General features: G+C 42.1%; 24 protein-coding genes and 1 pseudogene. 12 read left to right on the forward strand and 13 right to left on the reverse strand.

The window, feature by feature from the left end; genetic code table 11:
* Positions 1 to 207: 207 nt before the first annotated feature.
* On the forward strand, positions 208 to 558 hold the full coding sequence (locus Q4550_RS02135) for a glyoxalase superfamily protein (RefSeq protein WP_303530017.1): 351 nt from the start codon (positions 208 to 210) through the stop codon (positions 556 to 558).
* Between the two features lie 48 nt (positions 559 to 606).
* Here Q4550_RS02135 and Q4550_RS02140 read toward each other — a convergent pair whose 3' ends face one another.
* From Q4550_RS02140 to Q4550_RS02155, 4 genes are all read right to left on the reverse strand, one after another.
* Positions 607 to 1,086 (reverse strand): site-2 protease family protein, encoded by a 480-nt coding sequence (locus Q4550_RS02140; RefSeq protein WP_303530020.1) that lies wholly within the window; start codon positions 1,084 to 1,086, stop codon positions 607 to 609.
* A gap of 428 nt (positions 1,087 to 1,514) precedes the next feature.
* Entirely contained in the window at positions 1,515 to 2,258 is a 744-nt protein-coding gene (locus Q4550_RS02145) for an SDR family NAD(P)-dependent oxidoreductase (protein WP_303530023.1), read from the reverse strand.
* 115 nt (positions 2,259 to 2,373) lie between these two features.
* Entirely contained in the window at positions 2,374 to 3,111 is a 738-nt protein-coding gene (locus tag Q4550_RS02150; RefSeq protein ID WP_303530025.1) for an ABC transporter permease, read from the reverse strand.
* An 18-nt stretch (positions 3,112 to 3,129) separates the two neighbouring features.
* On the reverse strand, positions 3,130 to 4,041 hold the full coding sequence (locus Q4550_RS02155; RefSeq protein WP_303530027.1) for an ABC transporter ATP-binding protein: 912 nt from the start codon (positions 4,039 to 4,041) through the stop codon (positions 3,130 to 3,132).
* A 288-nt stretch (positions 4,042 to 4,329) separates the two neighbouring features.
* On the opposite strand from Q4550_RS02155, the pseudogene Q4550_RS02160 reads away from it, so the two are divergent.
* The 5 genes and pseudogenes from Q4550_RS02160 to Q4550_RS02180 all read left to right on the forward strand — a co-directional run.
* Positions 4,330 to 4,560: pseudogene (locus Q4550_RS02160) on the forward strand (NIPSNAP family protein); the annotation flags it as partial.
* Positions 4,561 to 4,632: 72 nt separating this feature from the next.
* A complete protein-coding gene (locus Q4550_RS02165; RefSeq protein WP_283154317.1) occupies positions 4,633 to 5,070 on the forward strand; it encodes an NUDIX hydrolase in 438 nt (145 codons plus the stop codon).
* 314 nt (positions 5,071 to 5,384) lie between these two features.
* A complete protein-coding gene (locus Q4550_RS02170) occupies positions 5,385 to 5,813 on the forward strand; it encodes a hypothetical protein (RefSeq protein WP_303530030.1) in 429 nt (142 codons plus the stop codon).
* Between the two features lie 266 nt (positions 5,814 to 6,079).
* The gene (locus Q4550_RS02175; RefSeq protein ID WP_303530032.1) at positions 6,080 to 7,609 is read left to right on the forward strand and encodes a BCCT family transporter; all 1,530 of its coding nucleotides are present in this window, start codon (positions 6,080 to 6,082) and stop codon (positions 7,607 to 7,609) included.
* A gap of 151 nt (positions 7,610 to 7,760) precedes the next feature.
* Positions 7,761 to 8,537, forward strand: a complete 777-nt coding sequence (locus Q4550_RS02180; RefSeq protein WP_303530034.1) for a 3-hydroxybutyrate dehydrogenase — start codon at positions 7,761 to 7,763, stop codon at positions 8,535 to 8,537.
* 70 nt (positions 8,538 to 8,607) lie between these two features.
* On the opposite strand, the gene Q4550_RS02185 is transcribed toward Q4550_RS02180, so the two are convergent.
* Positions 8,608 to 9,897, reverse strand: coding sequence for a GntP family permease (locus Q4550_RS02185; protein WP_194220599.1), 1,290 nt, complete (start codon positions 9,895 to 9,897; stop codon positions 8,608 to 8,610).
* 339 nt (positions 9,898 to 10,236) lie between these two features.
* Between Q4550_RS02185 and Q4550_RS02190 the strand changes: the two genes are divergently transcribed.
* Genes Q4550_RS02190 through Q4550_RS02200 form a run of 3 tightly spaced genes read left to right on the forward strand, consistent with a single transcriptional unit; the run spans position 10,237 to position 12,561 of the window.
* Positions 10,237 to 10,476, forward strand: coding sequence for a FeoA family protein (locus Q4550_RS02190; RefSeq protein ID WP_194220598.1), 240 nt, complete (start codon positions 10,237 to 10,239; stop codon positions 10,474 to 10,476).
* Positions 10,469 to 11,209 (forward strand): FeoB small GTPase domain-containing protein, encoded by a 741-nt coding sequence (locus tag Q4550_RS02195; protein WP_303530475.1) that lies wholly within the window; start codon positions 10,469 to 10,471, stop codon positions 11,207 to 11,209. The genes Q4550_RS02190 and Q4550_RS02195 overlap by 8 nt, the downstream gene beginning before the upstream one ends.
* Positions 11,161 to 12,561: a nucleoside recognition domain-containing protein gene (locus tag Q4550_RS02200; protein WP_371018069.1), complete on the forward strand. Its 1,401-nt coding sequence runs from the start codon at positions 11,161 to 11,163 to the stop codon at positions 12,559 to 12,561. The genes Q4550_RS02195 and Q4550_RS02200 overlap by 49 nt, the downstream gene beginning before the upstream one ends.
* Positions 12,562 to 12,619: 58 nt before the next feature.
* Here the strand turns inward: Q4550_RS02200 and Q4550_RS02205 are convergent, their stop codons facing one another.
* Positions 12,620 to 12,940 (reverse strand): DUF4306 domain-containing protein, encoded by a 321-nt coding sequence (locus Q4550_RS02205; protein ID WP_303530038.1) that lies wholly within the window; start codon positions 12,938 to 12,940, stop codon positions 12,620 to 12,622.
* Between the two features lie 162 nt (positions 12,941 to 13,102).
* Entirely contained in the window at positions 13,103 to 14,143 is a 1,041-nt protein-coding gene (locus tag Q4550_RS02210) for a zinc-binding dehydrogenase (RefSeq protein ID WP_303530039.1), read from the reverse strand.
* Positions 14,144 to 14,287: 144 nt separating this feature from the next.
* Between Q4550_RS02210 and Q4550_RS02215 the strand changes: the two genes are divergently transcribed.
* On the forward strand, positions 14,288 to 15,694 hold the full coding sequence (locus Q4550_RS02215) for an amino acid permease (protein ID WP_303530040.1): 1,407 nt from the start codon (positions 14,288 to 14,290) through the stop codon (positions 15,692 to 15,694).
* Between the two features lie 58 nt (positions 15,695 to 15,752).
* On the opposite strand, the gene Q4550_RS02220 is transcribed toward Q4550_RS02215, so the two are convergent.
* From Q4550_RS02220 to Q4550_RS02235, 4 genes are all read right to left on the reverse strand, one after another.
* Complete coding sequence (locus Q4550_RS02220; RefSeq protein ID WP_303530041.1) at positions 15,753 to 17,132, reverse strand: Glu/Leu/Phe/Val family dehydrogenase; 1,380 nt, start codon at positions 17,130 to 17,132, stop codon at positions 15,753 to 15,755.
* A gap of 188 nt (positions 17,133 to 17,320) precedes the next feature.
* Positions 17,321 to 18,304 (reverse strand): Gfo/Idh/MocA family protein, encoded by a 984-nt coding sequence (locus Q4550_RS02225; protein WP_303530042.1) that lies wholly within the window; start codon positions 18,302 to 18,304, stop codon positions 17,321 to 17,323.
* A gap of 157 nt (positions 18,305 to 18,461) precedes the next feature.
* Positions 18,462 to 19,037, reverse strand: a complete 576-nt coding sequence (locus Q4550_RS02230) for a hypothetical protein (protein ID WP_303530043.1) — start codon at positions 19,035 to 19,037, stop codon at positions 18,462 to 18,464.
* Between the two features lie 70 nt (positions 19,038 to 19,107).
* Entirely contained in the window at positions 19,108 to 20,004 is an 897-nt protein-coding gene (locus tag Q4550_RS02235) for an acetamidase/formamidase family protein (protein WP_303530045.1), read from the reverse strand.
* A gap of 286 nt (positions 20,005 to 20,290) precedes the next feature.
* Here Q4550_RS02235 and Q4550_RS02240 point away from each other — a divergent pair, with 286 nt between their 5' ends.
* Both Q4550_RS02240 and Q4550_RS02245 read left to right on the forward strand, forming a co-directional pair.
* Positions 20,291 to 21,724, forward strand: a complete 1,434-nt coding sequence (locus tag Q4550_RS02240; protein WP_303530047.1) for an alkaline phosphatase — start codon at positions 20,291 to 20,293, stop codon at positions 21,722 to 21,724.
* A 65-nt stretch (positions 21,725 to 21,789) separates the two neighbouring features.
* Positions 21,790 to 22,467 (forward strand): DUF4352 domain-containing protein, encoded by a 678-nt coding sequence (locus Q4550_RS02245; RefSeq protein WP_303530049.1) that lies wholly within the window; start codon positions 21,790 to 21,792, stop codon positions 22,465 to 22,467.
* A 161-nt stretch (positions 22,468 to 22,628) separates the two neighbouring features.
* On the opposite strand, the gene Q4550_RS02250 is transcribed toward Q4550_RS02245, so the two are convergent.
* Both Q4550_RS02250 and Q4550_RS02255 read right to left on the reverse strand, forming a co-directional pair.
* Entirely contained in the window at positions 22,629 to 22,784 is a 156-nt protein-coding gene (locus Q4550_RS02250; protein ID WP_283152775.1) for a hypothetical protein, read from the reverse strand.
* Between the two features lie 71 nt (positions 22,785 to 22,855).
* On the reverse strand, positions 22,856 to 23,053 hold the full coding sequence (locus Q4550_RS02255; protein WP_194220586.1) for an IDEAL domain-containing protein: 198 nt from the start codon (positions 23,051 to 23,053) through the stop codon (positions 22,856 to 22,858).
* Positions 23,054 to 23,110: the final 57 nt, after the last annotated feature.

Here is a 23,110-nt window from a genome sequence, read left to right on the forward strand (position 1 = left end):
ATCTTTTCGTTAGAAATTCCAAGATTTCCGAACACGTAGGCTTTCATAACTTCTTCACCCTTTTTTTGACATACCCTTTTTAAAGTTCCTCATTCGTTATATGATAAGAATATGGTTAGACATCACACTCATTTATTGTGATGGATAATCTAATTTAGATAATGGAATATGTTGTAAACTACGAAGAAAGGCAGGTTCTTTCTACTTATGATTACACCGATTTTCCGAATCTTTGATACTGAAAAGGCCACTGACTTTTATCGAGATTTCCTCGGCTTCAACGTTGATTGGAGGCATCGATACGAAGATAATATGCCCGAATACATTCAGGTTTCATTTCATGACGCTCTTATTCATCTCACGGAACATCATGGAGATGCTTCTCCTGGTAGTTCAATAAGGGTGAAATTAAACAACGTCGAAGACTATCATCACACTCTTACTCAGAAAGAATACGCCTATGCCAACCCTGGCATGAAACACACTCCCTGGAAAACAATCGAAATGACCGTCACCGACCCTTTCTTAAACCGGATTACGTTCTACGAGGAAGAGTAGCTGGGAGCGGGTGCCTGTCACCTCCCGCTTCTTGTCGAACGCTGTCCATTAATCAATTGGATCTTCTGCTTTTCCGTAGCGAATAACATCGTAGATCGCCATGCCATCACTTGGTTTTCCATCGTCGTTTTTATAAGGCATTAAAGAGAAAAAGACAAAATAGAAAGAAAAGTAAACAAACTGTCTAAATACAAGAGTTTTCGGGAGCACTTCTATAAGAATGAGATAATTAATAATCAGTATGAGTATAACGTTAAATAGGCTACCACCAAGATAAATGGCCACGTGTGCCCATGTTTGGTTGTAAGTTAACTTATCGTATTGACACCACCCTTCCATAAAATATTTCTTCCTAACCTCTAGAGGCCCTATATCAAATAATTTCTTACCAGTTCCGATACAAAATTTAATTCTTCCACCAAAGATTCTCGCTACTAGTACGTGACCAGCTTCGTGGACCAATGTAACAATTGGTAAAATAATAAAGAAGTTCACAAAAAACATCGGGATGTCGCTTAACGTAAACATGTATAACCTCCATTTTTTTCGGGCTATGTTAGCCAATTTTAGTAATTTTGTTAGTACGCTTTTACATGATGTTGGCTCAAAATGACTTCCTTAAAACTGACACTCTCTTCATTTTTTAAGGCATAAAAAAAGCCGAAAAGGAGTCGTTCTCCTTTTCGGCTTATGTCTGATACTAATTGTCCAGATCATTGCTACCTTACATATATGTTTGTTTCTTTTTGAGTTTGGTTGTCAGTCTTACAAATTGCTCTACCTGGTGATTTGCGTAAGAGTATGAAGATACAAGTTGTGCACCACACATCACCTAGATGAGATATTTATGAGTTTGCTGTAAAAGTCGTGCTTTAAAAGACCAAACATCTTATTTCAGTCTCAGTTTCTTATTGTAACGGCTAGGCTTAAAAAATGGCAACCCCATTTTAAAAACCTTATACATCAGCCGAACCAAGCGTCATCCCTCCGTCGATCACCATTTCGGTTCCCGTACAATAGGAGCTCTCGTTGGAAGCAAGAAATGCGACGGCTCTGGCAATTTCCACCGGCTGGCCGATTCGACCAAGTGGAATGGACTGATAAAAATTTGGAACCCCTTCCCCTTGCGTAGCCATTTCTGTCTCAACGCCTCCGGGATGGATCATATTAACACGAATCCCTTTTGGTCCTAACTCAATCGCCGCTGCTTTCGACATGGCGACAACAGCAGCTTTCGTGGCCGCATAGGCAGTAGATTGCCCAATCGGAGCAAAAGCTGATATTGACACGTTGTTTACGATTGAACCTTTTTGCTGCTTTTCCATGAAAGGAACGACAGACTGCATGCCAAGAAATACGCCGAACTGGTTTACGTTAACCATTTCCTGATAATCGTCGATCGTTAACTTCGTAAATGGTTTTCTTTTTAATATACCGGCATTATTAACGAGCGTATCTAAGCGCCCAAATTCCTCACCAATCTCATCCATCACTGCTTCCCAATCCGCTTGCTTCGTAACATCTAATTGCACAGGATAGGCGCTCTTTCCTATAGAACTAGCTACATCCTTTGCACTTTCATACTGTCGAGCTCCAATGACGACACGTGCTCCTAATGCAGCAAGGTGCTCGGCAATAGCTTTGCCTTGCCCGCGATTACCGCCTGTAATTAAAATGACTTCACCGTTCAAATCTGGCATTTCACTCTCTCCTTCAGCGTTTTAACTAGAGTTTACATGAAGTATGTTTAGATTTCATTCAAAGGCATAAGGAAAAAGCTACGACAGAACGAATATCGCCCGTCATAGCTTTATGTTAGCTTCGAGAATTTTTCAAAAAACGTGGATAGGCCGATAAAGCAATCGCTCCACCTACTGCGCCAGCTAGAAACAGGATAAGCAGATTAAACCAAACATCGCTTACGCCACCGTTCTGAAGAATAATTTCCTTATACCCATCAAGCGCCCAGTATTGGGGGAAGCCTTTACTGATATTCTGCATAAATTCTGGCATCGTTTCAACTGGCATCCACAGTCCTCCGAGCAAAGCTCCGCCGAGTGCAATGATTTGCGTGAGCGCAATGCCCATGTTTTCTGTTTTTACAAGAACGGCCATCGCCATTCCCCAACACGTGACGATGAAGGCAAGGGCGAAGGATAAAATGATGATGGCAAACGGATCTCCTAATGATAGATCATACACAAGAATTCCAAATCCGAACAATACAGTAACCTGAATCAAAACGATGATCACGAACGGGATCCATTTTCCAAGAAAATAATGAATGATCGAAAGCGGCGTACTCGCAATTCGAGCTACCATGCCCCTCTCCCTATCTTTTACAAAAGTGATGACCATCGATATCATAATATAGAAAGCAAACATGATCGTATATCCTGGAATAATTTGCGTAACCACTTCTTTATAGTTCCCCATTTCAGAGAAAATCCCAACAAATGCTACGATAAACACAATCGGTAAGATGAACGTCCAAAACCATAACCCTTTATCCTGTACCGTCTTTTTTAGTTCAGTTCTAACAATAGCCCACATGAGCATTCCTCCTTTCGTTTAGACATCACGTAGCTGAGTTCCTGTTAAATGAAAGAAAATATCTTCTAATCTCGGTTGATATAATTCCAATCTACGAGGTTCAATCCCCTCTTCTCGAAAACGCCCAATGACTTGTTCAAGCGTAGCAAGTGGATTCTCTGAGGTTAATAAGTATCCATTTCCTTTTCTTTCAGGGCTACCGAAAGGAGATAATAGTTCTTCTGATATACCTTCTCCAGAAATATATAGCGAAGGCTTGCCATATCGCTCAAGCAATTCACCCATTTCACCGTACTCCATCAGCTTACCTTTATCGATTAAGCCGATGCTATCACAAAGCTGTTCCACTTCTTCCATATAATGACTCGAATAGATAATCGTGCTTCCTTCTAACTTTAGATGATGGATAATCGAAAATATCGAATTTCTCGATTGAGGATCAATACCAACTGTCGGTTCATCCATAATTACAATGGACGGTTTATGAAGCAAAGCACATCCAATGTTTAATCGGCGCTTCATTCCACCAGAATAAGTAAGCACCTTATCTTTTCCCCGATCTTTCAAACCGATCTGATCAAGCACCTCTTCGATCCGAACCTGAAGATTTCTCCCTTTCAACCCATAAAGATGACCGAACAAACTCAGGTTTTCTCTTGCTGTGAGGGTTTCTTCTAAACAAATTTCCTGTGGCACGTAGCCGATTTGCTTCTTGATCGCCTGCCGATCTTTCGATACAAGATAGTGATTCACCGACATTTCTCCATCAAACTGCATTAAAATTCCCGAAAGAATTTTCATTAACGTCGATTTCCCTGCTCCATTGGGACCAACAAGACCAAAACACGTTCCTTCCTTAATGCTAAAACTAATGTCATCTAGCGCCTGAATGGGACCGTATTGTTTACTTACGTTTATCACATCAATCATTCGCCAAACTCCCTCCTCTCAAGATCATAGAGACTACTTTCTTCTATCCAGCTACAAGTACGTATTGAAATGATGGAAAGTTTCTTATTCACAGCATTTAGGCTTCTTAAGAAAATAAATCAACTTTCACTTAATATATATAAAAGAGCCTCCACTTACATTCGATATCACTATACTTCTTCACTAATACTACGGAGCGGAGTAAGAAACCTCTATTAATATTGCGAAAATAGCTACTATTTGAAATAATATAGTGAACAGTAAAATAATGACATTATCTATTTTTATATGAAACGAGGGGTCAATCCATTGATTTACAGAAGAAAAACGTATGCGATACAACCCGAAAAGCTTAACGAGTTCAATGAGTTTTTTCATACTTACCTCTACCCTAATCAATTAAAGCATGGTGCAAAGCTCATTGGTCGATGGGTTAATGAAAGCGAAAATGAAATTACAGCCACATGGCAGTATAATAGCATCGAACAGTATGAGGAGATCGAACGTAGCATTAGACAAAGCTCTTTACATACAAAAGCCCAAGAACGAAGAGCCGAATTAGGAGAGCTTTACCTCGATAGCCGAGAGGAAATGCTAACTTCAACAGCTGAACCTTATTCGTATCACCCGCCAAAACACATCGTGTCCGCAGCTTCCGTTATTTTAAATGAAGATAATGAAATGCTTTTAATCAAAGGCCCGCGTAGAGGTTGGGAGATGCCAGGAGGTCAGGTTGAAGAAGGAGAATCCCTGATCGATGCGGCTGTGCGTGAAGCGAAGGAAGAATCAGGCGCAGATATTGAAGTCGTTAAATTCTGTGGTGTGTTCCAAAATGTAAAGTCCTCAATCTCAAATAATATGTTCTTAGCCAGATTTGTTGGCGGCGAACTCACAACAACACCCGAAAGTCTTGAAGTTGGCTTCTTTCCCATTCCTACAGCGCTCGAAATGGTAACGTGGAAAAACTTTAGACAGCGAATTGAATACTGCTTGAATGAAGCGCAGCATCCTTTTTATGTCGCTTTTTAATAACCGATTTACCGCCACTCAATAGAGAGGCGGTTTTTATATGAGCAAAATTGGTTTACTTCCTCGTCTCAAAAGGTATTTATTTACATATAAAAGGATGATATACGATGCAATCCTATTGGCGTAAAGTCTTAGAATTGCTAATAATTGGGATGCTCTTCATTCCTATCTTGACTATTTTGAACAATGAACCGATTTTCTCCTCAAAAAACATCTCGCTTTTTCTCGGTATTCTAACTTTCAACGTCTGCTTATTTCTTTGGAAATGGTTACGTAACTGACGATCATAAATTAACCTATTTGGAGGGCTGAAAATGACGAAGAAAAAAGTGTTATCACCTTTTAAAGAGTTTCTCGTTATGTTCTCACTGTTTGGGATTCTGTTCGGTGTCGGCTTTCTTGCCTTTTATTATTTGGGTTTTAACATTGGTTTCCCCATTGCTCTCGCTCTACTGATTCTTATCGCTTACATATCAAGGCGATTCATTAAACAATCCGACGAAAACTTTCTTACACCAACTGATCGCAAATTCAATATGAAGAAACACCCTTGGTTTGTCGGTGTTCCTCTTTTTATTCTTTTTTTCGTCGGAAATTATGTTCGCTATGATGATAGCCTCATCACTGCTCTGATTATAACGCTGATTAACTTTTTCTTTAGCTTTGTGGTGGTGCTCGGCGTCTATTATTTTAAGATGAAAAATTACGGATACCGATTGAAGGATGGACACTGGTCTAAATAACTGAAAATATGAGTTGTAAAACCGGAAGAGATAGCTGTTTCTTCCGGTTTTATTTTATCTCCATGGGGTATTTATGAATTGAAAACACAATTTCGACTGAATTCGATTTAATTTTACAAAAAAGGGGGTTAATGGAATCGATTACCTTAAAATTCATCTTTCATTTATAAAGTAACTAATCAGATTAAAACTTCTCTCTTTACACCATACTAACGGTAGTGATAGAGTAAGTAATTGTGTTTAAAAAGCGATTAAAGGAGTCTTCTATGAACAATAAAGAAAATGGGCGTATTGATTGGCCCGTCTTTGGAATAAGCGGTGGAGTGTTAATTCTCTTCGTTATTCTTGCACTTTTTGATATTTCATTGGTAGAAAACATCGTTAGCTCAAGCTTTGCCTGGTCTGCGAGATTTTTCGGAGGTTTTTGGCAAGTATTAATGCTAGCGACGTTCTTCGTAGGTATTGGATTGGCATTCTCAAAATATGGAAAGATAAAACTTGGCGGTATGGACAAGCCTGAACTAAGCCTTTATAAATGGTTATCCATTATTATGGCGACGCTACTCGCGGGTGGCGGTGTGTTCTGGGCAGCGGCAGAGCCAATGTATCATTTCTTAACCGTTCCCCCTTCTCAAGATGGGAAAGGCATTGAAGCAGGAACACAGGGTGCTATTGATACAGCACTAGCACAAAGCTTCATGCATTGGGGCTTTCTCGCATGGGCGATCCTTGGAACGATCAGTGCTGTTGTTATGATGTATGGTCACTATCATAAAGGTATGCCGATGAAGCCGCGTACCCTTCTCTATCCTATTTTTGGTGAAAAACTTCGTCACAGCTGGTTTGGAACGCTTATTGATGCGTTTTCTGTTATCGCAGTTGCGGCAGGAACGATTGGCCCAATTGGATTCTTGGGATTACAAGCAAGTTATGGATTGCAAGAAATCTTCGGAATTCCAAATCAGTTCAGCACGCAGTTCTCGATTATTTTAGCGGTTGTCGTGGTTTCCACGATCTCAGCCGTAACTGGACTTTACAAAGGAATTCAATATTTAAGTAGCTTTAACGTTCGACTGGCTATTGGATTAATGGTGTTTATCGTCATCTTCGGACCTGGTGGCTTTATCTTTAACCACTTTATCTCTGGATTTGGTGTTTATGTCGATCAATTTGTCACAATGAGCACATTCCGTGCTGATACTGGCTGGCTTTCATTCTGGACAGTCTTCTTCTGGGGCTGGTTTATCGGATACGGTCCAATGATGGCCATTCTTGTGAGTCGTATTTCAAGAGGCCGTACGATCCGAGATATTATTATTGCCGTTTCTATTTTTGCACCAGTAATTTCAACATTCTGGTTCACGGTACTTGGCGGATCAGGGATTTTCTTTGAAATTTCTAACCCAGGATCCATTTCAGAAGCATTAAATGCAGCTGGTAATCCAGCAGCGATGTTTGCCATTACAGAACAATTCCCGCTCGCAAGCATTATTTCACCACTGTTCTTAATTCTAACGATTCTTTTCGTTGTAACAACAAGTGATTCTATGTCCTATACAATTGCGATGGCCGTTACAGGCGAAGGCGATCCACAAAGATGGCTTCGCGTATTCTGGGCTATTCTAATGGGAACTGTTGCCGTAATCCTACTCATTACTGGAGACAGCGGTATTACGCAGCTACAGAACTTCATTGTTGTAACAGCTGTTCCCGTCTCCCTCATTCTCCTGCCGATGGTTTGGCTCGCGCCTAAAGTAGCTAGAGAAATGGCGAGAGATCAGAACATCATTAAATAAGAGAAGAGTTTAGAATGCGCACTATCTTAGGATAGTGCGCTTTTTTGGCTTTGTGGTGCCTGTCACCACCCGCTTTAGCTCGAATAAAGTCGAAATATCTTCTGAGAATTTGGGTATCCTAAGAGCTATGATACTTAAGGAGGATATGTCTATGCTTGAAGGGAAATGTGCGTTAATTACTGGTTCTGGTCAGGGTATTGGACTAGAGATTGCAACGGAGTTTGCGAAGGCCGGAGCGAAAGTGATGTTAAATGATATTAACGAGGATACGCTTAAAGAATCCGTAGAGAGTTTAACGTCCCAAGGGTTTACCGTTGAAGGTGTCGTAGCTAACGTTGCGAAGGAAGAAGATGTGAAGAATGCGATTGATGAAACAGTAAAGAAGTTTGGTCGCATCGATATTCTTGTTAACAATGCTGGGATTCAGCATGTTGCCCCTGTTGAAGAATTCCCTAGTGAGAAATATAGCTTAATTCTTGATATTATGCTCAAAGGACCTTTCTACGGTATTAAGCATGCCTTCCCTATTATGAAAGAACAAGGCTATGGCCGCATTCTCAATATGGCTTCGATTAACGGCCTAATTGGCTTTGCCGGTAAAGCTGGCTACAATAGCGCGAAGCATGGCGTGATAGGGTTAACGAAGGTTGCAGCCCTTGAAGGCGCTGATCATGGAATTACCGTTAATGCCATCTGTCCTGGGTACGTTGATACACCACTCGTTCAGAATCAGCTTGAGGATCTTGCTAAAACCCGAAATATCGAGAAAGAGAAAGCTCTTGAGCAAGTGATTTATCCACTCGTCCCTCAAAAGCGATTAATTCAAGTTCAAGAAGTAGCCGACTACTCGATTTTTCTAGTGAGTGAAAAAGCGAAGAGCATTACAGGTCAAGCAGCTGTTATTGATGGCGGATATACAGCGCAATAAAATTTAAAACCCCCGGTCTCCTTTTTTGATAAGGAGAACCGGGGGTTTTTACTTTATACATTTGAGACAATTAGTTAACACCCATCATTGCAAGGAAGATAATCGCAATGGTCGCAATCATCGGGATGATCAACCCAACGACAAATACGTCTTTGTAAGAGTCTTTATGCGTTAGTCCTGTAACAGTGAACAATGTTAACAGTGCACCGTTATGCGGGAGAATCGACGCTCCTGAAGCTACTGCCGTGATCCGGTGGAAAGCTTCTAAGCTAAGATTGTTATTAATCGCAATATCGTAATATTCTGGCCCGAGAGCTTCAAGTGCGATACCCATACCACCAGAAGCTGATCCAGTAATCATGGCCAGGAGCTGTACTGCAAAGGCCTCTGAGAAATACGGACTAAGCGGGATGGCGAAAATGAGATCTTTCACTGCTTCAAACCCAGGTGATGCTGTCACGACAGAGCCGAAACCAACAGCAGCACTTGTATTAATCGTCGCCATAACGGAACCAGATGCGCCTCCGTTGATCGCTTTTATAAATTGCTTGTAATTTTTAATATTAAAGAGCATGATGAGTAGAATTCCGATACCAAGCGCAACGAGAATACTTAAGTTTTCAAAAGCGTTTAATGTTACAACTACAGCAATTAACGGAATAACAGAAAGAATCCAGTTTGGAAGCTCATCTTCGTTAATGCTTTTTACTTCGTTCGAGCCCTTAGGCTCAGTAAATTCCTCACCATTCTTCGTGAGTTGTTTCTCGCGGAACTTCAGATAGAAATAACCGCCAACTGCCATAATTAAGCCAGCTACAATCCCAAGAATAGGCGCGGCCATTGTAGACGTTTTGAACGTATTAATTGGGATAATGTTTTGGATCTGCGGCGTTCCTGGCAGTGCTGTCATCGTAAACGTAAATGCCCCAAGAACGAATGTAGATGGAAGTAATTTACGTGAGACGTTTGCCTGACGGAACATCGCTACGGCAAGTGGGTAAACGGCGAATACAACAACGAAAAGACTTACGCCTCCGTATGTAAGAATCGCTGCTGAGATAAGCATACCGAGAATCGCTCGTTTCTCACCAATCAAGTTTGAAATTTTATAAGCAACAGACTGTGCTGCTCCTGTGTCCTCCATTAATTTCCCGAAAATGGCACCAAATAAGAAAATCGGGAAATAAGCTTTCGCAAAATCAACGAAGCCCTGCATGTATGTTCCAGTGTAGGCTTCGAGAATGTTCATACCGCTCAAAATTGCTACAATACCTGATACCAACGGGGCGATCCAAATAATCGACCATCCGAGATAAGCTAAGAGCATCAAAAGAGCGAGCCCTACAAGAATACTAATCATAGCTGATTTGCCTCCTCAAAAATCTTCTGTCTGTTTTACTATGTCCAATCCAGGCAAATCTAAATCGACATAAGCCGACTTGCGCGTGCCTGTCACCACCCGCATTTACTCGAATTCACTCGAATGATGTTACCCGTTAATTTTCAGGGTAAAACGCTATTTATCACATTTCTCTCCTATTCAATGAAATTCATAAAAGTAAAAAATATCGAAACATTCTCGCTTTCTTCATTAATAACCATTGACATATGCCCCTGTTTTTACATACGATGAAGATACAAAGTTTGCCCAAGGGAAAAATAGTAGACGCGGGTTAAAAGAGTAAACGGAGGTCAACTAATGAACTTATATGACGGTAAAAAAGGAGATCGCATTCGAATTAAAGAGGTAGCCATTGATGGGGTCATGAGAAGAAGACTTCTTGATTTAGGCTTTGTCCCTGGAGCTGTCGTTGATGTTCTAAAGAAAAGCCCACTTGGAGACCCAATTGCTTTTCGCGTTAGCCATACAACAATTGCACTCCGAAAAGAAGAAAGCACAAAAATTACTGGGGAGCTGATTCAAGATGATTATGAATAATACGTATCGGATTGCGCTCGCTGGTAATCCAAACACAGGTAAAAGCACCTTATTTAACGCCCTGACAGGTTTGAAACAGCACACTGGCAACTGGGCCGGTAAAACAGTCAGCCTGGCGGAAGGCGCCGTTCACTACAAAAAAAGCACGTTTCGGCTGATCGACTTACCTGGAACGTATTCACTGTATTCGAATTCAACCGATGAAGAAGTCGCACGTAACTATATCGTTTTCGAAAAACCTGACGTTACGCTAGTTGTGCTTGATGCGACATCCTTAGAACGTAATCTGAACCTTGCGCTACAGGTGATGGAGATGACTTCAAATGTTATTGTGTGTATCAATTTAATTGATGAAGCGAAAAAGCGTGGTATTGAAATAGATGAACAGCGGTTAATGAGACATCTTGGAGTTCCAGTTCTTAAGATATCCGCACGAAATAAAACTGGATTCCCTGCTCTCTTAGATACGATTGACCGTATGATTCAGGGAGAAATTAGCACCTCCCCATTTTCGATTCAATACAACGAAGAAACCGAAGCAAAAATCACACAGCTTGAGCCGAATGTAAAAAAGCTTGTCGGAGATCGGTTTCCTACAAGATGGATCACATTAAGACTACTTGATGGGGATACATCGTTACTTGATGAAATTCAAAAGAGAATGCAGCAAAAGGAGGACTTAACGTGGAACGCAGTGGGGAACACGAGCGCCAATCATTTAGAGAACTTCTAGATCAAGCAAACGACCTGTCAACTTCCTCTCTACGGGACGAGGTTGTCCAAAGTTTATATCAAACGAGTCAACAAATCTGTCAGAAAACAGTTCGCTTTACGAAAAGCAAAGAAGATAAGAAAACAGAGCGATTGGACGCTATTTTCACCTCGCCGATTTGGGGATTCCCCATCATGCTCGCCATGCTTGGGCTTATTTTCTATCTCACAATCGCCGGGGCAAACGTCCCCTCTTCTATGCTTGCAAGCTTCTTTACATGGTTAGAAGATTACATTTCGATGGCATTCACTGCATTGAATTCACCAGACTGGCTCCATGGCGTGCTCGTTCTCGGTCTTTATCGCGGAACGACCTGGGTGATTAGTGTTATGCTGCCACCAATGGCGATCTTTTTTCCAACGTTTGCTTTACTGGAAAGCTACGGGTATTTACCTCGCGTCGCGTTCAATATGGATCGGTTGTTTAAAAAGGTTGGCGCGCACGGCAAGCAGTCCCTTACGATGGCTATGGGATTCGGATGTAATGCAGCCGCCGTCTTATCCACGCGCATCATCGAATCCCCGCGTGAACGTATGCTTGCGATACTAACGAACAACTTCGTACCTTGTAACGGTCGCTGGGGAACACTCATCGTGCTTGCCTCGCTCTTTATGGCAGCTGGATTTACCGGAGGAATGCAAACACTCATCTCCTCTGGCGTTATTGTTGGTATCGTCATTTTTGGTATTTTCGTTACGTTTGTTGTGTCATGGGTACTTTCCAAAACGATGCTAAAAGGCGTGCCGACGCACTATACATTAGAACTCCCGCCATACCGGAGACCGAAATTTTTCGATACAGTGGTACGCTCATCTCTTAATAAATCATACGCCGTTCTTATGAGAGCAATTAAAATCGCAGCACCTGCCGGAGTGCTCACATGGGTGTTTGCGAACATCTATATCGGAGACACGAGCATCTTTATGTATGGAGTGAACTTCCTCGATCCATTCGCTCAATCACTCGGGTTAGACGGTTATATACTGCTTGCCTTCATTCTCGGGTTGCCTGCGAATGAAGTCGTTCTGCCGATCTTGCTAATGGGATACTTATCGACTGGATCGATGCTTGAGGTTGATAATCTGGCCGACTTAAAGAACATTTTTCTTGATCAGGGCTGGACTTGGTTAACGGCTCTTAACATGATGTTATTTTCCTTGCTTCACTATCCATGTGGCACAACGTTGATTAATATTTATAAAGAAACAAAAAGCTACAAGTGGACATTTGTTGCCTTCATCATTCCAACCGTTATTGCGCTAGGCGTTACATTTGCTGTCGCTCAATTAGTAAGAGGAATGGGATGGGTTTAGAGAACTCGGCGAATCAAAAAGCATGCCCATCGCAGGCATGCTTTTTCCTATTCATCAGTTATGAACTCGCTATATTCTTTCTCTGCACATAAGAAAGCTGCTTTTTCACAAAGTAAACTAGTAAGCCGACGATCAAACCGAACGACAGCAGACAAACCCCAGTCATGAGCGGAGCCACTTTAAAAGCGTAGAGAAACATATCAATTTCATAAATATCTTTTGAAGCGACGACTGTGCCTGGCGTGAAAATGAGATGGCTTTTCCAATCTGACAGAGTCGATAATTGACTTGCCGTCCAGGAGGTAGCCCAGTACGAATACCCAAAGACAGTGACGAGACAGAGCATCGAGTAAAGTTTGAAGAAACCCCTTTTTTTCACACCATCACCTCTATGATTTTATACTGTATTTATTCGATAGTTACGTTGAACATTCCTGTATTTTCCTGAAATTGGTGCACCTATTTAGAGAGCGTACTTTCCAACCTTGATAGATATAAGAAAACACCTATTTCCAAATAGGAAATAGGTGTTTCAAGCGCTCTATTCTTCTGGAAGCAGAACAATCTTCCCTAATTTACCCGCCTTTTTAAAATATACCTGCGCCTCTCTCGCCTTTTCTAACGGAAAAGTTCGATCAATAACGGGTTTGATTTTACCTTCCGCTATCGCCTCAAGCATGCGTTTGAATTTTTCTCTCGTTCCAAGAACAGAGCCGTAAAGAGTAATGTGCTTCAGATACATCGTTCTAAAATCAAGTTGTGTCTTCTGACCACCAGCTGATCCTGATGTACAAAACTTGCCGCCTTTCTTTAATACTTGAAGCGACGTTGCAAACAGAGCGTCTCCTACTACGTCTAATATCGAATCAATCGGACCACCGTTTGCTTCGATGATTTCTTCAGCGAGATGATCGGATTTATAAGAAAGCACATGAGTGGCACCGAGGTCTTTCAGCTGATCTTCTAGGGCAAGGTCGCCAACGATCGCAATCACCTTAGCACCGAATACGCGAGAAGCGATTTGAACATTGAGCGATCCAACGCCACCGTTCGCCCCTGTTACCATGATCGTTTCACCTGGATTGGCTTGAATTTGTTCAACCATGTGCCAGGCCGTCATTCCACTTACAGAGAAAACCGCGCTTTCTGTAAAGTTAGGAAGGGGCATATCAAAGCATAATTCCGCTGGCCAAACGACGTATTCGGCATAGCCACCGTCGTATTCAGAGCCAATGAATGACATATCTTCAGAAATATGCTCCAATCCTTCTTCTCCACTAGAGGTAAATGGAAACAGCACTACATCTTTTCCGATCATCTTCTTATTATGCTCATTGCCGGCTTTTACGATTGTTCCGGTAATATCAGACCCTGGCGTTCTTGGAAACTGAACTCCCTCTGGACGCCAACCAGATTTCTTACCAGTCCCATAAGCTCCTTCTCTCATCCAAATTTCCGTGTTATTGATGGCGCAAGCTTTAACCTTAACGAGCACCTCATCTGATTTTGGCTCAGGTATCGCTTGCTCCACCACCTCTAATTGATCCACATCACCGTATCCCATTACTTGAACTGCTTTCATTCATTTATTTCCTCCATTCAGCACTGCGGTGCCTGTCACCACCCGATATTTGTCACATTATGTCTTGTTGGATATTTTATCAGTTTCTTTCTCAAGATAGTAGTAATAGGGTGATTCATTTGATTGAGAAAGAAGGTAGTCCGTATGAGAAATGAACACATTGTTCAGCAAACGGTTCAGCGTGCTCAGGAAAAGAAAGCGAACAAAGGCGATGATCACCGGCTTCACTGGTGGCAATTAACGCTTATTGGAATAGGCTCCATTATCGGAGCTGGTTTCTTTCTTGGTAGCGGTCTATCCATTGAACGAGCAGGTCCTTCTGTTCTTCTCGATTACTTAATTGCCGGGATTATCGCCTTCCTCGTTTTTAGCGCACTCGCTGAAATGTCTGTTCATGACAATGAGACGGGTTCTTTTAGAAAGTATGCTCAAATGGCTTTCGGTCATTCAATGGGATTCATGAGCGGGTGGATGTACTGGGTGTCAGGCTTGCTCATTATGGCGAGTGAAATTACAGCGCTAGGGCTTTTCACCCAGTATTGGTTCCCATCTGCACCACTCTGGCTATTGATGATTCTCTATACAGCACTTGGCATAGGGATTAATCTATTAGGAGTGAACAATTTCAGCACGCTAGAATCGTTATTTGCCGTTGTAAAGTTAGCCACACTCATCGGATTTATTGGCTTTAGCTTACTGTTTTTATTTGATGTAGTTGCTCCCGCTTCCTCTGTTCAAACCGAGACAGTGAAGATAAGCTCCCTTTTTCCAAACGGCTTAATGGGTACATGGTCTGCGATGATCTTCGTTCTCTTCTCGTTTGGAGGGATTGCGGTCGTAGGGTTAATGTCGAGTGAGCTTAAACATAAAGATGAAACACCCAAAGCAGGACTCGCTACCGTTGTGATTTTGACCGTTCTCTATCTGTTATCGATTTTCTTTATTCTCTATATGGTTTCATGGACGGTGATTAGCGAAGAGGAAAGCCCATTCGTCACCGCCCTTTCGCAATTTCAACTTCCTTTTATCGGATCGATATTTACGATCATTTTAATCACAGCGGCTTTTTCCACAATGGTTGGAGCCCTATTTTCCATTACGAAGGTGCTTGTCTCTCTTAGTCACGCTGGAGATGCTCCTAAATTACTTGATCACCACACGAAAAAGGGCGTCGCCACACGGGCATTGGCCTTGAATGCCATCGCACTCGGCATCATGATTGTCGTATCTTATGTGTTACCTGATAAAGTGTATGAATACTTAACAACAGCAGCAGGGATTATGTTGATTCTAAACTGGGTGGTCATCCTCTCTTCCCAAATCAAAAACCGCCGCCATTACATTGAAACACCAACGAAGAAAAGATACTTTAAAATGATTGGAGCGCCCTTCACCTCCATTCTCGGCATTGTTCTCATCTTCATCGTCATAGCAGGGGCTGCATTTCAAGAAAGTGAACGGATAGGGCTATTTATTAGCATTGGGATAATGGCGATTATTTTCATTTCGTATTTTTTTGTGAGAAGGAAGACACAATCTACTCGCGAATGAAGGCAGCACAATACAAAAAAACCCTCCGTTGAAAATAACAGAGGGCTCTCTTCCTAAATTAATAGAGCTTCCCATGACGATAAAGAATATTAGAAAGCTTCATCACGGTGTGAATATAACAATTCTGTCTAAGGGCAAAAGGGTCACTGAAAAACTGCGGATAAATTTCGTCCATCGTTTCTTTCATTTTCTTAAAGAGAAGCGAGAATACTTCTTCTTCACTGTAGAACTGTGTTTCTCTTCCTTGTAGCCATTCAAAGTATGAAACGATAACACCGCCGGCATTCGCCAGGATATCTGGAATAACGAGCACACCATCTTCACTAAGCTTTCGGTCGGCGCCAAGAGTAATCGGGCCATTCGCTCCTTCAACGATCATGCGCGCTTTCACTTTATCGACGTTGTCTTCATGGATTTGGTCTTCAAGGGCAGCCAAAATAAGAATGTCTGTATCAAGGTAAAGCACATCCTCCCGATCTTGAATGTCAGCTTTAATATTATTTTGGCTCAACGCTTCATCCGTTGTCGGCAGATCTCCGTCATGATTCGAAGTGAACTCAATAAGCGCCTTCACATCAAGTCCGTCTTCATTATAAAGTGTAACGTTGCGATCACTTACCGCTACAACTTTAGTATCTAAATAGTTACAGCTGTAAGATTCAAGCGCCGCAACAGATCCAACGTTACCAAACCCTTGAATACCAATTGTGAGCGGGCGTTTGGAATGCTCAAGCGCAGTCTTCGCAAATCGGTTATCATTTTTCTTAAACCACTCTTCATTCTCCTTCACAAAATTATGGAGCATGTAACGAAGCGTATAGTAAACCCCTTTTCCAGTCGCTTCTCTTCGACCAAGCGACCCACCGTTCACCTGACTTTTTCCTGTAAAGCTTCCGCGATAAGGACGCCCTTGATGAATGTTTTTGTACTCGCCCATCATCCAGTCCATTTCTCGTTCACCTGTTCCCACATCTGGCGCAGGGATATCTTTATCCGGACCTAATATATCGCAAAAATTTTGAACGTACGTTTTCGAAATCGTATGTAATTCTTTTTCCGAGAACTCACGAGGATTAATCACAACGCCGCCTTTCCCTCCACCAAATGGCACATCGTGAAGCGCATTCTTAAGCGTCATCAGCGTTGCAAGGTTAATCACTTCATCCTCTTCAACTGTTTCATGGAATCGAATACCACCTTTATACGGGCCAACGGCATTATTATGCTGTACGCGGAAAGCGGGAATTCGTAAGATCTTGCCGTTCTCAAGAGGAACGCGAAGAAATGATTTTTGAATTTGGTTCGGTGTAGAGAGAATCGATTCAAGCGACTTGAACGCATTCTCACGATCTTCGTCCTTGAAATTTGGTAAAAACGATTCATCTTCGAGTAGTGCATTTAATGATTCTTGAACAACTTCTCCATATTTACTAGCCAATTTTATCCCTCCATTATTTTCTAATCTATTAATATCGTACCCGTTTGAAACTAGTTCAAACGGGCTGGATGAAAAGGCTTACTAATTTTTTAACACAATCACAAAATCCACCGTACTACCTAGAAAAAAAGCCTGGCATGAGGCGGAATACGCTCATGCCAGGCTAGGAATTTAAAGATCTGATTCTTTTAACGTTGATCAGCCGGAAAGACGACTCCGATTTGCTTACGTGCTTCATCCATGACTTCTACTGACCGAAGAGAATTTTCGTGTGAATTAATCGAAGACTCCAGTTGACCAGACTGAATGAGCTCAATGAACTCCTTCGCTTCATACATCATCGTATGAGACTGGTTCTGTGTGAGATCTTCAATTGATCCATCTCGATAGTGGATTTTCACATCAAGCGGTGAACCTATTTTATCAATTAGAATGCTACCATTCTCTCCTTGAATTTCGGACGGAAGATGAGAATCTGTGATTTTGGAATACATGATCACCGCTTCTTTGTCTTCATAACTAAGCAAAATACTACCTTCTCCATCAACACCAGACTCAAGCATAACGCCTTCTGCTTTAATCGACTGTGGCATTCCTAACATTGAGACAACGGGGTACACACCATATACACCGATATCCATCAGTGAACCATTGGAGAATTTCGGGTTAAAGGCATTTAACACCGTTCCTTCTTTATAGGCATCGTAGCGAGATGAATACTGACCGTAATTCGCAACAAAGCGACGTACCTGTCCGATCTTATGCAGGTTCTCTCGCACCATTTGCATGTTTGGCATAACAGTTGACTTCATTGCTTCCATTAGAAGAACCCCGTTCCGAGAAGCAGCCTCAACCATCTGTGTCACCTCGCGCTTATTTGACGCCATCGGCTTCTCACAAAGCACGTGCTTCCCAGCATTCATGAAAATAACCGATTGCTCTGCATGAAGGGAATTCGGACTCGCGATATAGACCGCGTCGATCACATCGCTGTTAGCCATCTCCTCGAGACTCGTAAACGTCGCTTCTGCCCCATGCTTCTCAGCAAACGCCTTCGCCTTCTCTTCTGTTCTAGAGTAAACCGCCGTTAGCTTAAATTCGCTAAGCTCATTTGCCCCCGCGAGAAAATTATCCGTAATCTTATTCGTCCCAACTACACCAAAACGTACCATCAAATTCCTCCTATTTTGTTCGACAAGTGACAGGCACCGCCCGCCTTACGCCGAAATGTGTCACATTATGTAATTAGATTTAGTTTAACGCTGTCCGTACATCGTTTCAATGGAAATGAATCAAACAAACGCAATGCTGCATAAGCATTGCGTTTGTTTATTCGCTTTGTTCTATTTCCCTTTCATACCTATCATACATCGTTTCCAGTGCCCTCAAGCTACTATCAAACGTACCATGAAGGTTACCGTATTGAATTTGCGCTAAATCTCGAGTTAAAAAATTCGCATCCTTTAGCTCTTCTACACTTTCTTCAATCGCAAGACAGTTCTCAATAGAAAGGCGCAATTGTTTCTTAACATCGGCGGAATACGTCTCTTCAAAAGACAAATCGATTAACACATTTCTCGCTTCCTTGACATCAAAAGCAACATTATCAAGATCCTCTTTCGTCATGATGACCGCCTTCTCACTCATAAGCCATTCTTGGTCATACATCTGCAAAATATATTGAAGACGATCCATTGTAGGATCATCCCCTGAACCTTCAGCATACATCTTGCTTAATCCATTCATTTTCTCGGTATAATCTTCTACAAGATAAGGATCCGGGCTGTAGGAGATTGATCGATGCAAACTAAGAGAAGAATAAGGGTAAAACCAGGTGATGATAGCGAAGAAAAGCACAAGAGCGCCAATGAGAGATAAGATCGTAAGCTTCATTTTACGTGACATTATTTATTCCTCCGGTTCCGCAAGTTCGCGAGTGACAGGCACCACCCGTATCCGCTCGAACGCTGTCGAATCAGATCAAGCGCACGCCAAGCTGCTGCTCTAGCCATTTTGGTACAGCGAACCTAGCTGTCATTAATGGATCCACAACCTGACAGACTTCCACCTGACCAACAGCACTCATCAGCATCGTCGCATCCCCAATGGACATGCCTGTTTTCTCAGCAACTCGGTCCACCATTAGCTCTGTCGCAAGTTTCACGGCATCATCCAATGTGTCGGCAGACGCAATCTGTGTGACAAACTCTTTGTTCTCCAACATTGGTTGAACCAGTGGCTCTCCCTCTAACACTTCAAGCTTAACGGTCGCTCTTCCAGGCACTTCAATGCCCGATACACTGACTTCTCCGTCCCCCATCGCAGCGTGGAAATCACCTAATCCAAACAGTGCTCCTTCCGCAAATACTGGGAAATACAGCACGGCTCCTTCTGTTACCATCTTGTTATCCATGTTTCCACCGTGAGCCCCAGGGGTGCCGCATGAAATACCTGCTCCTTCAGGCGCAACCCCAATCACTCCGATCATCGGATTAAGCGGAATCGTAAGGCCATTGAAGTGAGCTACGCCATCTTGAATAGGAATAACTTTAGACTCCATCTCTTTCAATCGGTGCCCCATAATACCAAGCTCTGGTCCAACGACCATAACACCCTGTTCTCCAATCTCGAGCTTTTCAATTGTCACCTTTAACACATCTCCAGGTTTGGCTTCCTTCACATAGATAGGTCCCGTCGCTGGATTCACTCGGTTCCAATCAATCCCGCTAATCTCATCTTCTTCGGTTTGAAGCTGATTTTCAAAGCAGTCATACGTCACAATTTCTATCGTCGCGCCTGATGGAACAACTTTTACTGGCTTATGAGACTTATTAAAATCATAGATAACAGAATCGTTCATAAGTAACTCCATTTAACATTCCTCCAATAGTTTCATTATTAAGATGATTTTAACAGTTTGAAACCGTCTTTGACTACTTTATTCGCTTAACTCCTAAGTACTCTTCAAATAACTAGTTCTGTGAAAATAGTCTCGAAACCGCAAGTTTATTCGGTCATTCGCAGGTCACGATCTTATTACGACTAGTTATTTAATCCCGATTTTCTTAATAGCATCCTTACAATCTATTAACATTCACTTCAAATCTATCACGTAGACTATGGGCTGTGAGAAAAAATGATCCAGGGGGAACCTACATATGTTTACTAAAAATGTTAAAAAGAAACTCATTCCATTCGCTGTGATTTCATCATTAGCCGTTGCAGGATATGCTGGTGTGTCTACAGATACAGATGCTAAATCCGATAACAGAAAAAAAAATAAGAATGAAATCGAGAATGTCATTTTCTTAATCGGTGACGGCATGGGGCCGGGCTATACAACGGCTTACCGCTCATTTATGGATGATAAAACAACACCTTATATGGAAAAAACAGCTTTTGATGAGTATCTAGTAGGCGCTCAAGAAACGTATTCATGGGATCCTGAAGAAAGCGTAACGGACTCTGCTGCAGCAGGAACGGCCATGGCGGCAGGGGTGAAAACATATAACGGCGCGATTTCAGTTGACGTGGACAAAAACGAAGTAAAGACTGTTCTAGAAGAAGCTAAGGAAAATAAGAAAGCAACTGGTCTTGTCTCTACTTCGCAAATTAACCATGCAACGCCAGCATCGTTCGGTGCGCATGATGAAGATCGCAATAACTATAACGACATCGCTGACGATTATTATGATGAGATGATTAACGGTGAGCATAAAGTAGATGTACTACTTGGAGGAGGAACATCTTACTTCGAGCGCTCAGATCGCAATCTAACAGAAGAATTCCAAGAAGATGGCTACAGCTATGTAACATCGAAGGATGAGCTTAAGACAGATAAGAACAAACAAATCCTTGGCCTTTTCGCTCCAAAAGGAATGGATAAAGCAATCGACCGTACAGAAGATGCACCATCTCTCGAAGAAATGACAGATGCCGCGCTTAACCGCTTAAGTGAGGATAAAGATGGATTCTTCCTTATGGTAGAAGGCAGTCAAATTGACTGGGCTGGTCATGATAACGATGCTGTGGCAGCGATGAGTGAAATGGAAGACTTTGAGAAAGCTTACGCAGCAGCGATTGAATTTGCAAAAAAGGACAAGCATACGCTCGTCGTTACAACGGCTGACCACTCTACTGGTGGCTTCGCAATGGGACGTGATGGTGAATACAAATGGGATCCAGCTCCACTAAAAGCAGCAAAAAAGACACCTGACTACATGGCAGCACAGATCGCTGATGGCGCTGATGTTGAGAAAACACTTATTGAAAACATCGATCTTGACTTAACATCTGAAGAAATCGCTTCTGTCAACAAAGCCACTGAAACGAATAACGTTGTGGAAATTGACAATGCCATTGAAAAAATCTTTGATCTCCGTTCAGGTACTGGCTGGACAACTGGCGGACATACTGGTGTGGACGTGAACGTCTATGCTTACGGTCCACAATCTGAAAAGTTCGCAGGTCTTCACGACAATAATGAAACAGGGCAATTGGTGATGGATCTTCTAAATGCGAAACAGAAAGGCGATCGTGATGAAGACGACGATCGGGACCATGACAACGACCACCACAAAAAAGACAAATAAGGAAGAAACTCCCGTTGCTTTAAATGCAGCGGGACTTTTCTTCCTGATGAAGGAGTTTGGTTCAAGTGAAATATGTACTTGTTGCGCTTTTATCAGCATCTCTTTTTCTCGGAGGGTGCGCAGCGAACGATGCTGATAATGACGCTGAATCACAAGCAGAGAATTCTACAACTACCGAAAAGTCTGAACCGAAGAGTGAACAAAAAGAGAATACTCGTGTAGTCGACAGCCCTCAGGCGCCTGACGACAGCTCGCTTACAGAAGTTGGTCAAACATTTCAGGATGCCGACGGGTCCATTAAGTTAAAAGCTGTTTCTGATTATAACGAGAAAACAGAAATTGGTGATGTTGAGTTAACCATTTCAGATGTTAAAGTAATGAAATACGAGCCCTCCCCTGACTTGATTGATTTCTTCCACGGATATTCTACGAATGAAGAGAAATTCAACTATGTGAAGGTTCGGGTCAATGTGAAAAACACATCGGATGAAACGGTTAACTTCGCTCCTGTTTCCTTACTTGAAACGAGTGATGGAGAGAAAAAAGGATACGATGATGATTTTTACTTGGAGAGTCTTTACGGAGATTTTGCTCCGGGTGAAGAACGGATCGGTCAGCTCGGTTTCGTATTGAATGAAACTGACGTTGAGAATCTCAAGTCGCTCACGATTCACACGAGCAACGTATTCGATGAACAGAAAGAAACGATCACGAATAGTAAGGAGATCGCGATTCCTTTTTAAAGATGCCCTACAGGGTGTCTTTTTATTTTCCGCGGATAAAAAGAGCGTTTCGCGGAATTAAGTGATGTTTTCGCGGAAAAAAACCGATTATCGCGGAATTATTTCAATTTCCGCGGAAATAAGCTGTTAAGTTCCCTATCAGATCATTTCATCTTCCTACTTCATACCGTTTTGTATCCCTTTTTTAAGTACCATAAGAGATACGTTACAAAAGATAGACCAAGCCCACCGAAGAGAAAGACTGATTGAAGTTTGTACCCTTTGTTTTCGGTCATCCAGTCCATCACAACATAAAAAACCGCTGCCAAATCTAGCATCTACATCTCCTCCAGAGTGTTTGAATACTAGATTATAAGCGAGCGGTTTGGAATATATACCAACTTTTTCATTATGTGAGTGAATTAAGGCGATCGGTTAGCTGCATGAATGACTTACGGTCACGAGAATCAAGAGCCTGGTCAATTTCTTTCTTTAGAATGTCTTGTTTTTGTTCGATGCTGGAAGCATTGATGTGTGCGATGAGCTGTTCGACCATTTCCTGTCTCTTTTCCGAAATCTGATTTTGGTAGACGTTTCGATTCTCCATCATCCAATCCTCCATTCATATTTATAGAAACGTGTTAACGTTTTCTATGCGATTAAT

The sequence above is a fragment of the Anaerobacillus sp. 1_MG-2023 genome, assembly GCF_030547345.1.
GTDB lineage: Bacteria > Bacillota > Bacilli > Bacillales > Guptibacillaceae > Guptibacillus > Guptibacillus hwajinpoensis_B.

What these genes read in the sequence shown, in the direction of transcription:
- Q4550_RS02255 (WP_194220586.1), bottom strand. Translation starts at nt 23,053, where the DNA reads ATGGAGAATCGAAACGTCTACCAAAATCAGATTTCGGAAAAGAGACAG.
- Q4550_RS02230 (WP_303530043.1), bottom strand. Translation starts at nt 19,037, where the DNA reads ATGTCACGTAAAATGAAGCTTACGATCTTATCTCTCATTGGCGCTCTT.
- Q4550_RS02215 (WP_303530040.1), top strand. Translation starts at nt 14,288, where the DNA reads ATGAGAAATGAACACATTGTTCAGCAAACGGTTCAGCGTGCTCAGGAA.
- Q4550_RS02190 (WP_194220598.1), top strand. Translation starts at nt 10,237, where the DNA reads ATGAACTTATATGACGGTAAAAAAGGAGATCGCATTCGAATTAAAGAG.
- Q4550_RS02195 (WP_303530475.1), top strand. Translation starts at nt 10,469, where the DNA reads ATGAATAATACGTATCGGATTGCGCTCGCTGGTAATCCAAACACAGGT.
- Q4550_RS02170 (WP_303530030.1), top strand. Translation starts at nt 5,385, where the DNA reads ATGACGAAGAAAAAAGTGTTATCACCTTTTAAAGAGTTTCTCGTTATG.
- Q4550_RS02165 (WP_283154317.1), top strand. Translation starts at nt 4,633, where the DNA reads ATGCTAACTTCAACAGCTGAACCTTATTCGTATCACCCGCCAAAACAC.
- Q4550_RS02140 (WP_303530020.1), bottom strand. Translation starts at nt 1,086, where the DNA reads ATGTTTACGTTAAGCGACATCCCGATGTTTTTTGTGAACTTCTTTATT.
- Q4550_RS02180 (WP_303530034.1), top strand. Translation starts at nt 7,761, where the DNA reads ATGCTTGAAGGGAAATGTGCGTTAATTACTGGTTCTGGTCAGGGTATT.
- Q4550_RS02145 (WP_303530023.1), bottom strand. Translation starts at nt 2,258, where the DNA reads ATGCCAGATTTGAACGGTGAAGTCATTTTAATTACAGGCGGTAATCGC.
- Q4550_RS02250 (WP_283152775.1), bottom strand. Translation starts at nt 22,784, where the DNA reads ATGCTAGATTTGGCAGCGGTTTTTTATGTTGTGATGGACTGGATGACC.
- Q4550_RS02135 (WP_303530017.1), top strand. Translation starts at nt 208, where the DNA reads ATGATTACACCGATTTTCCGAATCTTTGATACTGAAAAGGCCACTGAC.
- Q4550_RS02175 (WP_303530032.1), top strand. Translation starts at nt 6,080, where the DNA reads ATGAACAATAAAGAAAATGGGCGTATTGATTGGCCCGTCTTTGGAATA.
- Q4550_RS02225 (WP_303530042.1), bottom strand. Translation starts at nt 18,304, where the DNA reads ATGGTACGTTTTGGTGTAGTTGGGACGAATAAGATTACGGATAATTTT.
- Q4550_RS02150 (WP_303530025.1), bottom strand. Translation starts at nt 3,111, where the DNA reads ATGTGGGCTATTGTTAGAACTGAACTAAAAAAGACGGTACAGGATAAA.
- Q4550_RS02240 (WP_303530047.1), top strand. Translation starts at nt 20,291, where the DNA reads ATGTTTACTAAAAATGTTAAAAAGAAACTCATTCCATTCGCTGTGATT.
- Q4550_RS02210 (WP_303530039.1), bottom strand. Translation starts at nt 14,143, where the DNA reads ATGAAAGCAGTTCAAGTAATGGGATACGGTGATGTGGATCAATTAGAG.
- Q4550_RS02155 (WP_303530027.1), bottom strand. Translation starts at nt 4,041, where the DNA reads ATGATTGATGTGATAAACGTAAGTAAACAATACGGTCCCATTCAGGCG.
- Q4550_RS02235 (WP_303530045.1), bottom strand. Translation starts at nt 20,004, where the DNA reads ATGGAGTTACTTATGAACGATTCTGTTATCTATGATTTTAATAAGTCT.
- Q4550_RS02185 (WP_194220599.1), bottom strand. Translation starts at nt 9,897, where the DNA reads ATGATTAGTATTCTTGTAGGGCTCGCTCTTTTGATGCTCTTAGCTTAT.